Source organism: Prescottella sp. R16, assembly GCF_030656875.1.
Lineage (GTDB): Bacteria > Actinomycetota > Actinomycetes > Mycobacteriales > Mycobacteriaceae > Prescottella.
The window spans coordinates 3863573-3876540 of the sequence record NZ_CP130943.1; the positions used below are offsets into that span (position 1 = coordinate 3863573).

Consider the following 12968-nt stretch of genomic DNA (forward strand, 5'->3'; position numbering starts at 1 on the left):
GTGACGTGACTGCAGGTGCCGAGCGGAAGGGCCCGCTGGCCGGGATCCGTGTCGTCGAACTGTCCGGGATCGGGCCGGGCCCGCACGCCGCGCTGCTCCTCGCCGACCTCGGCGCGGACGTCGTGTGCATCCAGCGCGCCGGCCAGCTGCCGGCCGAGGGCAAGCGGGCCGCCCAGACGCAGCGCAACCGCCGGGTCGTCGAGGCGAATCTCAAGGACCCCGCCGACGTCGAGAAGGTGCTCGGCCTGATCGAGCGCGCCGACGTGCTGATCGAGGGTTTCCGTCCCGGCGTCACCGAGCGCATGGGCCTCGGCCCCGACGTGGCACTCGAACGCAACCCGCGCCTCGTCTACGGCCGCATGACCGGCTGGGGGCAGGAGGGCCCGCTCTCGCAGTCCGCCGGCCACGACATCAACTACATCTCGCTGACCGGTGTCCTGCATGCCATCGGCCGCAAGGGTGAACGGCCCGTCCCGCCCCTGAACATGGTGGGCGACTTCGGCGGCGGCTCGATGTTCCTGATCTTCGGGATCCTCGCCGCCCTCGTCGAACGTCAGACCTCCGGGCAGGGTCAGGTCGTCGACGCTGCCATGGTCGACGGCACCCTCGCCCTGTCGCACATGATGTGGAGCTTCCGCGGCACCGGCATGTGGAACGACGAACGCGGCGTCAACATGCTCGACGGCGGCGCCCCCTACTACGACACCTACGAGACCGCCGACGGCAGATACATGGCGGTCGGCGCGATCGAACCGCAGTTCTACGCCGAACTGCTGCGCCTGCTCGAACTGGATCCGGCCGAGCTGCCCGGCCAGCACGACGCCGCCCGCTGGACCGAACTACGCCAGATCCTCACCGACCGGTTCCTGACCAAGACCCGCGACGAGTGGACCAAGATCTTCGACGGCACCGACGCCTGCACCACCCCCGTCCTCACCTTCGCCGAAGCCCCCCAGGACCCGCACATCGCGGCCCGCGGCTCCCTCGTCGAGGTCGACGGTGTCACCCAGCACTACCCGGCACCGCGGTTCTCCCGCACCCCCACCCGCACCCCGGAGCCCCCGGCCCGCACCGCCACCGATATCGACACGCTCTGGCGCTGACCCCGGTGCGCCTTCCGGCGACTACTGCTCCCGGAAGGCGCACGGGCGGCGCAGCCGTCTACACCACCAACGCGGGCTCGGCGGGGTCACGGGTGACACCGAGGGCCTCGTAGGCGGAGGCCACGGCGGCGACGGCACGACGCAGTTCGTCGGCGGGGCGGGCGTACGGCAGCCGGACGAAGCGTTCGAACGCCCCCTCGATACCGAAACGTGTGCCGGCCGCGAGGATCACACCGTGACTCGGCGCGGTCGCGGCGAGTGCCGACGAGACCGGTGCCGGCATTTTCAGCCACAGCGACATTCCACCCGCACCGACGGTCGGCACCCAGTCCGGTAGCCGTGCCGACAGTTCGTCGAGCAGTACACCGCGTTGTGCCCGCAGCACCTCGCGCCGCTCCGCGACGGGGCCGTCCCCGAGACCGAGCAGTCGGGTGGCTGCCAGTTGATCCATGACGGGGGTGCCGAGATCGTTCGCGGACCGGCCGCCGACGAGCCGGGTGATCAGTTCCTGGTCGGCGCGGATCCAGCCGACCCGCAGGCCGCCCCAGTGCGACTTCGACATCGATCCGATCGTCACGACCTCCGCACCGCTGCGGGCATACGACGCGACCGGGGCCGGCGGTGGCGCGTCGAGCCACACGTCGACCATCGTCTCGTCGACGACGAGCACCATCCGGGTGTCGCGGGCGATGCGGGCCAGTTCGGTGCGACCGGCCTCGTCGAGGCACAGTCCGGTCGGGTTGTGGAAGTCCGGAATCAGGTAGGCCATCCGGGCGGCTGTCTGTCTTGCGGCACTGCGTATTCCGTCGAGATCCCAGCCGCGTGACGCGCCCCCTTCCGGGCGTACCGGAACGGGTACCGGGCGGCCGCCGCCGCGCCGGATCGCTTCCAGTGCATTGGGATACGTCGGATGGTCGACGAGGACCCGGTCGCCGGGGGCGGTGAGCGCCCCGAGGAGCAGCCGGATCGCGTGCTGGGCCCCGGAGGTGACCATGATCTGCGCGGGTGTCGTCTCGAGGCCGCGGGCGCAGTAGCGGGCCGCGATCACCTCGCGCAGCACCCCGATGCCGTGCGGTTCCATACCGTGCGTGTCCAGGAACGGTGGAAGTGACTGCAGTGCAGACTCGTACGCGTCCTGCACCTCGCGCGCCGGTGCCGGCATCGCGGCATAGCTCAGATCGACGATGTCGTCCCCTGCTGTCCGGCGGGCCGGCGCACCGTGCCCGTACCTCTGCGCGGACGGCGGTATCGCGACCGTGCTCCGCGACCCCTGCCGGCTCGACAGGTAGCCCTCGTCGCGCAGCACCGAGTACGCCGTCGTGACGGTGGTGCGGCTGACGTTCAGTTCGGCGGCCAGTTCACGTTCCCCGGGCAGCGCCGCACCGAGCGGGATCCTGCCGTCGTGCACGAGCAGACGGATCCCGTCGGCCAGCGCACGGTAGGCGGGGCGTCGCCCGGCGTCGTCTCGCCATCCGCCGAGATCGCGGCCGACGGAACGCGCACTCACGGCATGCATCATCATGCAGGCCAGTATCCGCGTTCTGGCTATGCAACTCAAGGCCACTTACAGGAAAGACTGCTCGGTATGAGCACCGTGATCACCCTCGCCTGCATCGCCCTCCTGGCCTACGGCGTCTACCACTATCTGCCACCGGACCGGCCACGACGCCTCTTTCGTCTCGAACAGTTCCGTCCTGCAGCACCTTTGGCCGGAATCCTCGACGAGCCCACCGACCCGGAGGGCGATGGACACCCACACCTCCCCGCGCGACCCACCGATCAGTCCAGTCCGCAGCATCTGGCCTGAAATCTGTGCGAGAACGGAGGCGACGGGCGCGCCACCTCGCACCGTGCACAGGGCCGATATCGTGGCCCCGTGAGTGAGACCGGATCCGTGGAACTGCTGGACGGCCTGCGCGAGGTGCTCGTCGGCCGACTGTCCGACATCGGACGCCGCTTCTCTGCCCTCCTCGCCGGCACCGTCCCGCATGCGGCACTGGTGATCTTCACCCGCGAATGCACCGGGCGGCCACGCAAGGTCGCGGGCGACCCGCACATCGTCGACCGGGTGACGATCTCCGAACTGGATTCCCTCCGGGCGGATCTCGACCACGGTCAGATCTTCCGCGGACGAGCCTCCATCGCCGGCCGGGCACGGGAGGTGTACGCGATCCTCGACCGCACCGACACGCTGCTCGTCGTCGTCCCGGCGGGTGCGCTGTCGCGGACGCTGCCGCTCGGCCCGGTCCGGTCGATGTTCGGGATCGTGGCCACCGCCATCCAGTTGCAGGTGCAGGGGGCGAGTCCGGCGTATCTGGCGGAGTCCCGGGCCGCGTCCGCCGAGCGGGCCCGCACCGTCACCGAACTCACCGAGATCCATGCGACGACGCTGGAGACGCTGCTGTCGACGCTGCGGTCCGGGGACCTCGACGACACTCGGGCCCGTTCTGCGGCACGCGAGACGGCGTCGGCCGCACTGATCGGGTTACGGACCGCGGTGGACACGCACCGCGAGTTCGCCGAGGAGTCCGTGGTGACGGCGTTCGCCCGACTGCGCGGCGAACTGCGGGGGCTGCTGCGCCACCGTGACATCGCACTGGATCCGGTGGAACCGGCCGCCGCGGGACGAGCCGTGCCCGGCGAGGTGGCGCACGCCGCGCGGGCCGTGGTGCGGGGCGCGGTCCTCGCGCTGTCCGGGCCGGCCGACGTCACCCGCATCCGCGTGGCCTGGACCTGCCCCGAAGGAGAACTGGTCGTCGACGTCCGCAGCGACGGGGCCGGGCTCACCGACGCCGACGATCTGGACCGGCAGCTGCGACCGCGGGTCGAGACGCTGGCGGGGACGGTGGAGATCGAGACGACCGAGGGGTGGGGGTCGCGGGTGGTGGCGGTGCTGCCGTTACAGGCGCCGACGACCCCCACCACCCACCACGCCCTGGCCGATCTCGGCCCCCGCGAATCGGAGGTACTGGGGCATCTCGTCGCGGGGCGCCGCAACCGGGTGATCGCCGAGCGACTCGGGGTGAGTGAGAGCACCGTCAAGTTCCATGTCGCGGGGGTGCTACGCAAACTGGATGTCGCCACGCGGGCCGAGGCCGCCGCCCTCGGCAGCGAGGCGGGCATCCGCCCCACAGCCTGACCGATCGGCCAGGTTCACCCCGCCGCTCGGCCAGTCCCGAGTAGTTCCGCCGCTGGCTAGCCTCATAGTCGGATGCGCACCTCACCATGTGTGCGCCCGTGCGTTCACGTCGACCGAATTGGAGTGGAGAAACCATGCCGCAGCAGGTACGGGGCGTCATCGCCCGCTCGAAGGACGCCCCCGTCGAACTGGTCACCATCAACATCCCCGATCCCGGCCCGGGCGAGGCCGTCGTCGCGATCGCGGCGTGCGGCGTCTGCCACACCGACCTGACCTACCGTGACGGCGGCATCAACGACGAGTTCCCGTTCCTCCTCGGCCACGAGGCCGCGGGCATCGTCGAGGCGGTCGGCGAGGGCGTCGACACCGTCGAGGTCGGCGACTTCGTCGTCCTGAACTGGCGTGCAGTGTGCGGAAAGTGTCGCGCCTGCAAGCGTGGTCGCCCCCAGTACTGTTTCGACACCCACAACGCGAAGCAGAAGATGACCCTCGAGGACGGCACCGAGCTGACGCCGGCCCTGGGCATCGGCGCGTTCGCGGACAAGACGCTGGTCGCGGCCGGCCAGTGCACCAAGGTCGACCCCAGCGCCGATCCGGCCGTCGTCGGACTGCTCGGCTGCGGCGTCATGGCGGGCATGGGTGCCGCGATGAACACCGGCAACGTCACCCGCGGCGACTCGGTCGCGGTCATCGGCTGCGGTGGCGTCGGCGACGCCGCCATCATGGGCTCGCGCCTCGCCGGGGCGAACAAGATCATCGCGATCGACCGGGATCCCAAGAAGCTCGAATGGGCCGTCGAACTGGGCGCCACCCACACCGTCGACGCATCGAAGGTCGACGACGTGGTCGCGGCGATCCAGGAACTCACCGACGGCTTCGGCGCCGACGTCGTGGTCGACGCCGTGGGCCGCCCGGAGACGTGGAAGCAGGCGTTCTACGGCCGTGACCTCGCCGGCACCGTCGTCCTCGTGGGCGTCCCCACCCCGGACATGACCCTCGAGATGCCGCTGGTCGACTTCTTCTCGCGCGGTGGATCTTTGAAGTCGTCGTGGTACGGCGACTGCCTGCCCGAACGTGACTTCCCGATGCTCGTCGACCTGTACCAGCAGGGCCGGCTGCCGCTCGAGAAGTTTGTCACCGAACGCATCGGACTCGGCGACGTCGAAGCAGCCTTCGACACCATGCACCGTGGTGAAGTGCTGCGCTCGGTGGTGGTCCTGTGAGCGGCAAGATCAGGGTCGACCGGGTCGTCACGTCGGGCACCTTCGAGCTCGACGGCGGCACCTGGGACGTCGACAACAACATCTGGCTCGTCGGCGACGACAACGAGGTACTGGTGATCGACGCCGCGCACACCGCGCAGCCGATCATCGACGCCGTCGCCGGCCGCAAGGTCGTCGGAATCGTGTGCACGCACGGACACAACGACCACGTCACCGTCGCCCCGGAACTGTCCGAGAAGCTCGACGCGCCGATCTACCTCAACCCGGCCGACGACGTGCTGTGGCAGATGACCCATCCGGGCATCCGCCACCTGGCACTCGAGGACGGGCAGCGGATCACGGTGGCGGGCACCGACATCCAGGCCATCCACACCCCGGGCCACTCCCCCGGATCGACGTGCCTGTACCTGCCCGAGGCCGGCGAGCTGTTCTCCGGCGACACCCTGTTCTCCGGCGGCCCCGGCGCCACCGGGCGTTCCTTCTCGGACTTCCCGACCATCATCGGGTCCATCCGCGACAAACTGTTCGCCCTGCCCGCGGAGACCCGTGTCCACACCGGCCACGGCGACGGCACCACCCTGGGTACCGAATCGCCGCACCTCGAGGAATGGATCGCCCGAGGGCACTGATCCTCTCCCTGTTTCGAGCTGAAGGGACCCTTTGTGCGCTTGGAGCGTACGAAGGGTCCCTTCAGCTGTCGGGGTGGCTCACCGCAGCGACGCCAGTACCCCGCTGCCGCCGGGCCAGTTGCCGTGCAGGGCGGGCCCGGCGGCTGTGTCGAGAGGCCGGTGGTGCACGACGAGTGTCGTGCCGGTGGCGTCGACGACGGTGTCAGTGCCGTGGACTTCGACGTGCAGACGCGCCGTGTCGGGCACGACGACGCCCGGTGCGCCGCTTCCCGACACGTGCACGTGGTTCGGGATCTTGCGCGGGTCACCGCCGTCGACGTGTACGTACTGGTCCACTTCGTGTCCGGCATCGACGATCGCCGCGAGCAACTGCCGAACGTACACGGGGTCGGTGGTGCCGTCGTGGACGTAGCGGCGCCCGAGCACCGAATGGTCCATCTCCGCGATCACTGTGGCACCGGCGAGCGGCGCCGACCGGTAGGTCAGCGGTATCTGGTAGACGGTGCCGTCGGCGTCACGCACGAGGTGTGTCTCGATGCCCACCTCACCGGCCGGGTCGTCGAACCGGAACGCACCGATCACCTCGACGGGGGCCGACGCTGCGGGCGCGTACGGCGCCACCGGTAGCCAGGCTGCGAGCAGTTCGGGTTTCGTCGGCGACAGTGTCGCGTCGTACAGGAGTGCCATGCGGCAGATCGTAGCGCCGCAGCGAGCCGGCAACAGGGCCGTGGCCGGGCGGCCCGCACAGCGGATCACCCGGCCACGAATGCCTGACCGGCTACTGCGTCGGATCGGGCTCCGGTGTCTGACCGTCTCCGGACGAACCCAGGAACGCCAGCAGCTTGTTGATGATGCCCAGGAAGCCATCGAGTTCGGACGACATGGTGTCTCCCATCTGTCGGTGTTCTTTCTCCGACGCCCCGGCGGGGCGTGTGTGATCTTGTACCCAGGGGCCCTCGGCCCGTAAACACTTCACTCGCAAAAAGATTCACGCGCAGCCTGACGTGGGCTGTGAGAGCCTGGACCGGTGACGTTGTTCTCAGTGGGTCACGGACGCCTCACCTGCGAGGAACTGAGCGGGCTCCTGCGCTCGGCGGGAATCGAATCCGTCGTCGACATCCGGCGTTTCCCGGGAAGCCGCCGGCCTCGACCTGCTGCTGGAACGGGCCCGGACGTCACCGACCGTGATGCTGTGCAGCGAAAGTGTGTGGTGGCGTTGCCATCGCCGGATCGTCGCCGACGTCGCCGTTCTGCTGCGGGGCGAGAACGTACAGCACATCATGCCGAACGGCCGCTGCACCGAACACGAACCGGCCGCCGGCGCCCGGGTGCAGGACAGGCAGGTGTACTGGGATCTCCTCCCGTCCTGAAACGCCGAATGTCACATGCGTTCAGTCCGACTGAACGCATGTGACATTCGGTCACACACAGTGGTGGTGCTACGCCAGGATGTCGCGGCGGACGATGGTTTCGTCGCGGCCGGGTCCGACACCGATGCACGACATGAATGCGCCCGAGAGTTCCTCGAGCCGCAGCACGTAGTTCTGTGCGGCGACCGGCAGTTCCTCGAAGGTGCGGCAGCCCGAGATGTCCTCCGACCAGCCGGGCATTTCTTCGTAGATCGGCTTGGCGTGGTGGACGCCGGTCTGGGTCGTCGGCATTTCTTCGACGCGTTCGCCGTCGACGTCGTAGGCGACACAGATCGGGATGGTCTCCAGGCTGGAGAGCACGTCGAGCTTGGTGAGGAAGTAGTCGGTGATGCCGTTGACGCGGGTGGCGTAGCGGGCGATGACGGCGTCGAACCAGCCGGTGCGGCGGCCGCGGCCGGTGGTGACACCGACCTCGCCGCCCTTGTCGGCGAGGTACTCACCGAATTCGTCGAACAGTTCGGTGGGGAACGGGCCGGAGCCGACGCGCGTCGTGTACGCCTTGAGGATGCCGAGCACCGTCGTGATCTTGGTGGGGCCGATGCCGGAGCCGACGGCGGCGCCACCGGAAGTCGGGTTGGACGACGTGACGTACGGGTAGGTGCCGTGGTCGACGTCGAGGAGGGTGCCCTGGGAGCCTTCGAGGAGGACGGTTTCGCCGCGTTCGAGGGCCTGGTTGAGCTGGAGGCGGGTGTCGGCGATGCGGTGCTTGAAGCCGGCGGCCTGCTCGAGGACCTCGTCGACGACCTGCTGCGGGTCGAGGGCCTTGCGGTTGTAGATCTTGACGAGGACCTGGTTCTTGAATTCCAGTGCGGCCTCGACCTTCTGGGTGAGGATCTTCTCGTCGAGGACGTCGGCGACGCGGACGCCGACGCGGGCGATCTTGTCCTGGTAGCAGGGGCCGATGCCGCGGCCGGTGGTGCCGATCTTCTTGGCGCCGAGGAAACGTTCGGTGACCTTGTCGATGGCCACGTGGTACGGCATGATCAGGTGCGCGTCGGCCGAGATCAGCAGGCCGGTGGTGTCGACGCCGCGGGCCTCGAGGCCGGCGAGCTCGTCGAGCAGCACACCCGGGTCGACGACGACACCGTTGCCGATGACGTTCTTGACGCCCGGTGTGAGGATGCCCGACGGGATCAGGTGCAGTGCGAACTTGTCACCGTTCGGCAGAACGACGGTGTGTCCCGCGTTGTTGCCACCCTGGTATCGGACGACCCACTGCAGGTTTCCGCCCAGTAGATCGGTCGCCTTGCCCTTACCCTCGTCGCCCCACTGGGCACCGATGAGGACGATTGCCGGCATTTCGCTGTCTCCTACGGTCGACGTGCAGACGTATCCGACTGCATGGTCCTGCCGTGATCTCAGGCAGTGGCCGGACGCACAGTCTAGTCGAGAGCCGCCGTATCGTTTGCGGCGGTGCCCCCGATTCGGGTAGACATCGAAATGCCCTTGCGTGCGCCACATCGGCCGTGTCGCCGCCGGTGTGGAGTGGCGACGGACGTGTGCGTCGACGGATTCAGCAAGGAGTTCCCCCATGACGCCTGTAGTGCTCAAGTGCGGCGATGCGCCGTTGCCGCTGGCGCTGCGTTCGCTCGACGTGTTCACGGCCCCCGAGGTTCCCGAGAAGGACGACTTCGACGAGATCTTCGCGAAACTCGAGACGGTCGAAGGGCCGCGTCTGGTCGTCGTGGGCGGTGATGCGGCTCTCGCGGCCGCACTGACCCGACTGATGCGCACCGAACGGTTGCACATCGAACTCGCGTACGTCCCGGAGGAACGCACCGACGCCACGCACGCGTACGGCCTGCGGACGGGGTCGAAGGCGGCGGCGATCGCGGCGGCGGGACGGGCCCGGTCGATGCCGCTGATCCGGGACGACGCCGGGATCGCACTGGTCGGAAAGGCCGTCGTCCACGGCTCCGAACATGCCGGTGAACTGGTCGGTGAGGCGTACGTGGACGATCAGCGGCTGTTCTCCGGCACGATCCCGGGCATGATCGTCGTCCCGACCCCCGAGCTGCCCGGGCTGCGGGCGGCCGTCGACAAGCGGCGCTGGTTCGGTGGGCACCGGTGGTTGCCGGGACGGGCCGCGCAGCTCGGGTCGCCGTCGGCGGTGGTGACCCGCGACGGTGTCAAGACACGACGTGCGCTCAAGCGGTCCACGTTCTACCGGTACGACCAGGATTGGCTGCTGGTGTACGCGTCCTGACGGCGGGCGGCCCGGTCCTCCCGGATACTGGCAGGCATGTACTCCGATTCCCGGACCCGGTCCGCGGTGGTCCGTCCGAGTCCCGTGTTCCTCGGTATCGTCGCGGTCGCCGTCGTCGGCGGTGTCCTCGCGTGGCGGGCGGGCAGTGATGTGTCGTCCGGCCGGATCGGGGTGTTCCTGCTGGTCGTGGCGGGCTGGGTGGTCACACTGTGCCTGCACGAGTTCGCGCACGCGTTCGTGGCGTGGCGGGCCGGCGACCACGACGTCGTCCTGCGCGGCTATCTGACACTCGATCCCCGCAGGTACACGCAGCCGCTGCTGTCGATCGGGCTACCGGTGCTGTTCCTCGCACTCGGCGGTATCGGTCTGCCCGGTGGCGCGGTGTCCCTGAACACCTGGTCGATGCCGCCCCGCACCCGGACGCGGATCGCACTGGCCGGTCCGGCCGTCAATGCGGTCGCGGCCGTCGTACTGCTCGGGATCATTCGTGTCCTCGGTGTGGACAGCGAGCACCGGGTGTTCTGGTACGGCCTGAGTTTCCTGGCGTTCCTGCAGGTGATGGCGACGATCCTGAACCTGCTGCCGGTGCCGGGACTGGACGGCTATGCGGCGCTCGAGCCGCACCTGACGGCGTCCACCCGGGCCTCGCTCGACAAGGTGAAGCCGTACGGTCTGCTGCTGCTCATCGCACTGCTGTTCGTGCCGCAGATCAATACCGCGTTCTTCGATGCGATCTACGCGGTCTTCGGACTGTCCGGTATTCCGGACGTGTACGCGGCGTTCGGCAGCTATCTCATGCAGTTCTGGCGCTGACCGGCCACCGTTGACCGCACCGGCCCCGGTCCGCACGGTGTCGGGCCGAGGCGGGTGCGGTCACATGGCACGACCGAGACGCCCCCGCCCGAGCCGGAGCAGCAGCAACGCGAGCGTGTGCCCCTCCGGCCCCAGGTCGTCGAATCGCGACAGCACATCCATCTCCCGGGTGTGCACCAGTCGGGTGCCGCCGTCGTGCATGCGCATCTCACCGATCAGGCGGGACAGTTCGGTGCGCCGCTGGATCGCCACGAGGATCTGTTCGTCCAGGAGGTCGATCTCACCGCGGAGTTGCTCGATGTCGACGGCCGTCCGACGATCGGCCGCCAGGCTCGTCGACACGTTCGAAACCTGTGCGCTGGTCATGTCTCCACGCTAGGTACGAGTGCTCGCGGGAGTCTAGGTAGTTCACTACCCGATCCGACGGTCACGGTCGGGCGAGTGCCGTCACCCAGCCGTGCAGCGCGTCCGACCGCAGCGCCGACGCGTGCCGCTTGCCCAGGGCCTCGCACACCGGGCCCGGTTGCCCCGTTCCGACGACCCGGCCGTCGACCTCCGTCACCGGGGCCACCCCCGCCGACGTGCCGGTGACGAACACTTCGTCGGCGATGTACAGCTCGGTGAGGTCGACGGTCCGCTCGACGACCGGGATGCCGTCCTCGGTCGCGAGGGTCAGCAGGGTGCGCCGGTTGATGCCGTCGAGGATGTCGCACGAGACGTCGGGAGTGATCAGGGTGCCGCCGCGCACCAGGAAGATGTTCGCGGCACTGAGCTCGCACACGTGCCCGGCGCCGTCGAGGAAGATCGCGTCGTCGTAGCCGGCGTCGATCGCGTCCTGCTTCGCGAGCACCGAGTTGACGTACGCGCCGTTGACCTTGGCGCGCGACGGGATCGCCGAATCCGGGATGCGCCGCCACTGGCTGGTCTTCAGGCGCATCCCGTCCTGCGGGACGATCGGGACGGCGTCGTAGACGAACATCGAGACGACGGTCCGGCAGCCACGGACCCGGGTGCCGGGAATCGACTCGTCGACGTGCACGGTGGCACGCACGAACACGTCCGACGTGGGCGCGTTCGCCGTCACGAGTTCGGTTGCCGCGGAAACGAACCGGTCGAGATCCCAGTCGTCGTCGAATCGGTCGATACCGATGATGCGGCACGACTCGACGAGCCGACGGAAGTGGTCGGCGAGACGGAACGCGGTACGCACCGGGCCTTCGACGTGCACCGGGAAGACGGTGTAGACGCTCAGCCCGTACAGGACGGCCGACGTGGCGACGCCCAGGGTCGCGTCGGACGCGGGCACGAGCCGGTCACCGTAGTAGACGTGTGGATACGGGATCGCCATGCCCGACGATGCTAGCGACGGCGCCGGGGCCGGAAAAGCGAATTGTTCCGCGCACCATCGTCTCGTCCTCCCACCACCACCGCCACCCGCCCGGCACACTGTGCCCATGCTGCATCTGCGGATCCTCTCCCCCACCGACCTCACCGACGAGGCCGTCCGCATTCTCGAGGCCGAACCCGCGGTGAGCGGGCTCGCGGTGCTGCGGGGTGCCGCGATCCGGCCCCGCGGCGATCTCGTCCACGCCGACCTCGCGCGCGAGGTCGCCAACGACGTGATCGAGCAGCTGCGCGGGACCGGACTCCATCACCGCGGCACCATCGAGATCGAACCGGTTCCCACCTGGCTGTCGCGCAGCGGGCTGGACGCCGAAGTGAGCAGCCCCGGCAGCAGCGCCGACGCCGTCGTGTGGGCCGAGGTCGCGCAACGCTCCTACGACGACGTCGAACTGAACTGGACGTACCTGAGCTTCATGTCGATGGCGACACTCCTGGCGGGGATCGCGATCATCACCGACTCGCAGATCCTCGTCATCGGCGCGATGGTCCTCGGCCCCGAGTTCGGGGCGATCGCCGCGCTCGGCGTCGCCCTGGTCAAACACCGGTTCGTGCTGCTGGCCACGGCGGTCCGCACGCTCGTGTTCGGGTTCCTGGCCGCGATCGCGGTGGCGACGGTCGCCGCGCTGGTCGGCCGCCTACTGGGCTGGGTGACGATCGACGACGTCACCGGGCCGCGGCCTGAGACGGCGTTCATCTACACGCCCGACAAGTGGTCGTTCATCGTCGCGGTGATCGCAGCCGCGGCCGGGGTGCTGTCGCTGACGTCGTCGAAGCTCGGCGGCCTGTCGGGGGTGTTCATCTCGGTGACGACGGTGCCGGCCGCCGGCAACATCGCGCTCGGTATCGCGTTCGGTGCCGGGCACGAGATCTTGGGCAGTTCACTGCAATTGGTTCTCAACCTCGTCGGCATGGCGATCGCCGGGTGGGCGACGTTGGCCCTGCAGCAGAAGGTGTGGTCCCGGGTGTCGGTGCGCCGCGCCCGCGCCCTCGACCACCGCCGTCGCATGCTGTGACGTTCCGG

The 12968-nt window shown here is 69.1% G+C and carries 13 protein-coding genes and 1 pseudogene; 9 read left to right on the forward strand and 5 right to left on the reverse strand.

Translation table 11 applies throughout. The features are described 5' to 3' along the window. The first annotated feature begins 5 nt into the window (after positions 1-5). A complete protein-coding gene (locus Q5696_RS18175) occupies positions 6-1103 on the forward strand; it encodes a CaiB/BaiF CoA transferase family protein (protein WP_305092651.1) in 1098 nt (365 codons plus the stop codon). A 58-nt stretch (positions 1104-1161) separates the two neighbouring features. Here Q5696_RS18175 and yczR read toward each other — a convergent pair whose 3' ends face one another. Further along, positions 1162-2625, reverse strand: a complete 1464-nt coding sequence (yczR, locus tag Q5696_RS18180) for a MocR-like transcription factor YczR (protein ID WP_305092652.1) — start codon at positions 2623-2625, stop codon at positions 1162-1164. 63 nt (positions 2626-2688) lie between these two features. Here yczR and Q5696_RS18185 point away from each other — a divergent pair, with 63 nt between their 5' ends. The 4 genes from Q5696_RS18185 to Q5696_RS18200 all read left to right on the forward strand — a co-directional run bounded on the left by Q5696_RS18185 (position 2689) and on the right by Q5696_RS18200 (position 6094). Next, the gene (locus Q5696_RS18185; protein ID WP_305092653.1) at positions 2689-2910 is read left to right on the forward strand and encodes a hypothetical protein; all 222 of its coding nucleotides are present in this window, start codon (positions 2689-2691) and stop codon (positions 2908-2910) included. 69 nt (positions 2911-2979) lie between these two features. Next, positions 2980-4242 carry a helix-turn-helix transcriptional regulator gene (locus tag Q5696_RS18190; RefSeq protein WP_305092654.1) on the forward strand — a complete coding sequence of 421 codons (1263 nt, stop codon included), beginning with the start codon at positions 2980-2982 and terminating at the stop codon, positions 4240-4242. A 134-nt stretch (positions 4243-4376) separates the two neighbouring features. Continuing rightward, entirely contained in the window at positions 4377-5465 is a 1089-nt protein-coding gene (locus Q5696_RS18195; protein ID WP_305092655.1) for an S-(hydroxymethyl)mycothiol dehydrogenase, read from the forward strand. Further along, positions 5462-6094, forward strand: coding sequence for an MBL fold metallo-hydrolase (locus Q5696_RS18200; protein ID WP_305092656.1), 633 nt, complete (start codon positions 5462-5464; stop codon positions 6092-6094). The genes Q5696_RS18195 and Q5696_RS18200 overlap by 4 nt, the downstream gene beginning before the upstream one ends. A gap of 78 nt (positions 6095-6172) precedes the next feature. Here Q5696_RS18200 and Q5696_RS18205 read toward each other — a convergent pair whose 3' ends face one another. After that, the gene (locus tag Q5696_RS18205; RefSeq protein WP_305092657.1) at positions 6173-6781 is read right to left on the reverse strand and encodes a maltokinase N-terminal cap-like domain-containing protein; all 609 of its coding nucleotides are present in this window, start codon (positions 6779-6781) and stop codon (positions 6173-6175) included. A gap of 340 nt (positions 6782-7121) precedes the next feature. On the opposite strand from Q5696_RS18205, the pseudogene Q5696_RS18210 reads away from it, so the two are divergent. Then, positions 7122-7464, forward strand: a pseudogene (locus Q5696_RS18210) (DUF488 family protein). A 69-nt stretch (positions 7465-7533) separates the two neighbouring features. Here Q5696_RS18210 and Q5696_RS18215 read toward each other — a convergent pair. Continuing rightward, positions 7534-8823 (reverse strand): adenylosuccinate synthase, encoded by a 1290-nt coding sequence (locus Q5696_RS18215; protein WP_305092658.1) that lies wholly within the window; start codon positions 8821-8823, stop codon positions 7534-7536. A gap of 232 nt (positions 8824-9055) precedes the next feature. On the opposite strand from Q5696_RS18215, the gene Q5696_RS18220 reads away from it, so the two are divergent. After that, positions 9056-9730, forward strand: coding sequence for a hypothetical protein (locus tag Q5696_RS18220; protein WP_305092659.1), 675 nt, complete (start codon positions 9056-9058; stop codon positions 9728-9730). A 36-nt stretch (positions 9731-9766) separates the two neighbouring features. Then, positions 9767-10543: a site-2 protease family protein gene (locus tag Q5696_RS18225; protein WP_305092660.1), complete on the forward strand. Its 777-nt coding sequence runs from the start codon at positions 9767-9769 to the stop codon at positions 10541-10543. Positions 10544-10603: 60 nt separating this feature from the next. On the opposite strand, the gene Q5696_RS18230 is transcribed toward Q5696_RS18225, so the two are convergent. Both Q5696_RS18230 and Q5696_RS18235 read right to left on the reverse strand, forming a co-directional pair. Further along, a complete protein-coding gene (locus Q5696_RS18230) occupies positions 10604-10909 on the reverse strand; it encodes a chorismate mutase (RefSeq protein ID WP_305092661.1) in 306 nt (101 codons plus the stop codon). Between the two features lie 61 nt (positions 10910-10970). Continuing rightward, positions 10971-11891: an aminotransferase class IV gene (locus tag Q5696_RS18235; protein WP_305092662.1), complete on the reverse strand. Its 921-nt coding sequence runs from the start codon at positions 11889-11891 to the stop codon at positions 10971-10973. A 106-nt stretch (positions 11892-11997) separates the two neighbouring features. Between Q5696_RS18235 and Q5696_RS18240 the strand changes: the two genes are divergently transcribed. Continuing rightward, positions 11998-12960, forward strand: a complete 963-nt coding sequence (locus Q5696_RS18240; protein WP_305092663.1) for a DUF389 domain-containing protein — start codon at positions 11998-12000, stop codon at positions 12958-12960. The last annotated feature ends 8 nt before the right edge of the window (positions 12961-12968 follow it).

Excerpts from the sequence above, each read along its gene's own strand:
- Q5696_RS18185 (WP_305092653.1), top strand. The coding sequence starts at position 2,689 with ATGAGCACCGTGATCACCCTCGCCTGCATCGCCCTCCTGGCCTACGGC.
- Q5696_RS18225 (WP_305092660.1), top strand. The coding sequence starts at position 9,767 with ATGTACTCCGATTCCCGGACCCGGTCCGCGGTGGTCCGTCCGAGTCCC.
- Q5696_RS18230 (WP_305092661.1), bottom strand. The coding sequence starts at position 10,909 with ATGACCAGCGCACAGGTTTCGAACGTGTCGACGAGCCTGGCGGCCGAT.
- Q5696_RS18240 (WP_305092663.1), top strand. The coding sequence starts at position 11,998 with ATGCTGCATCTGCGGATCCTCTCCCCCACCGACCTCACCGACGAGGCC.
- Q5696_RS18205 (WP_305092657.1), bottom strand. The coding sequence starts at position 6,781 with ATGGCACTCCTGTACGACGCGACACTGTCGCCGACGAAACCCGAACTG.
- Q5696_RS18235 (WP_305092662.1), bottom strand. The coding sequence starts at position 11,891 with ATGGCGATCCCGTATCCACACGTCTACTACGGTGACCGGCTCGTGCCC.
- yczR (WP_305092652.1), bottom strand. The coding sequence starts at position 2,625 with ATGATGATGCATGCCGTGAGTGCGCGTTCCGTCGGCCGCGATCTCGGC.
- Q5696_RS18215 (WP_305092658.1), bottom strand. The coding sequence starts at position 8,823 with ATGCCGGCAATCGTCCTCATCGGTGCCCAGTGGGGCGACGAGGGTAAG.
- Q5696_RS18220 (WP_305092659.1), top strand. The coding sequence starts at position 9,056 with ATGACGCCTGTAGTGCTCAAGTGCGGCGATGCGCCGTTGCCGCTGGCG.
- Q5696_RS18195 (WP_305092655.1), top strand. The coding sequence starts at position 4,377 with ATGCCGCAGCAGGTACGGGGCGTCATCGCCCGCTCGAAGGACGCCCCC.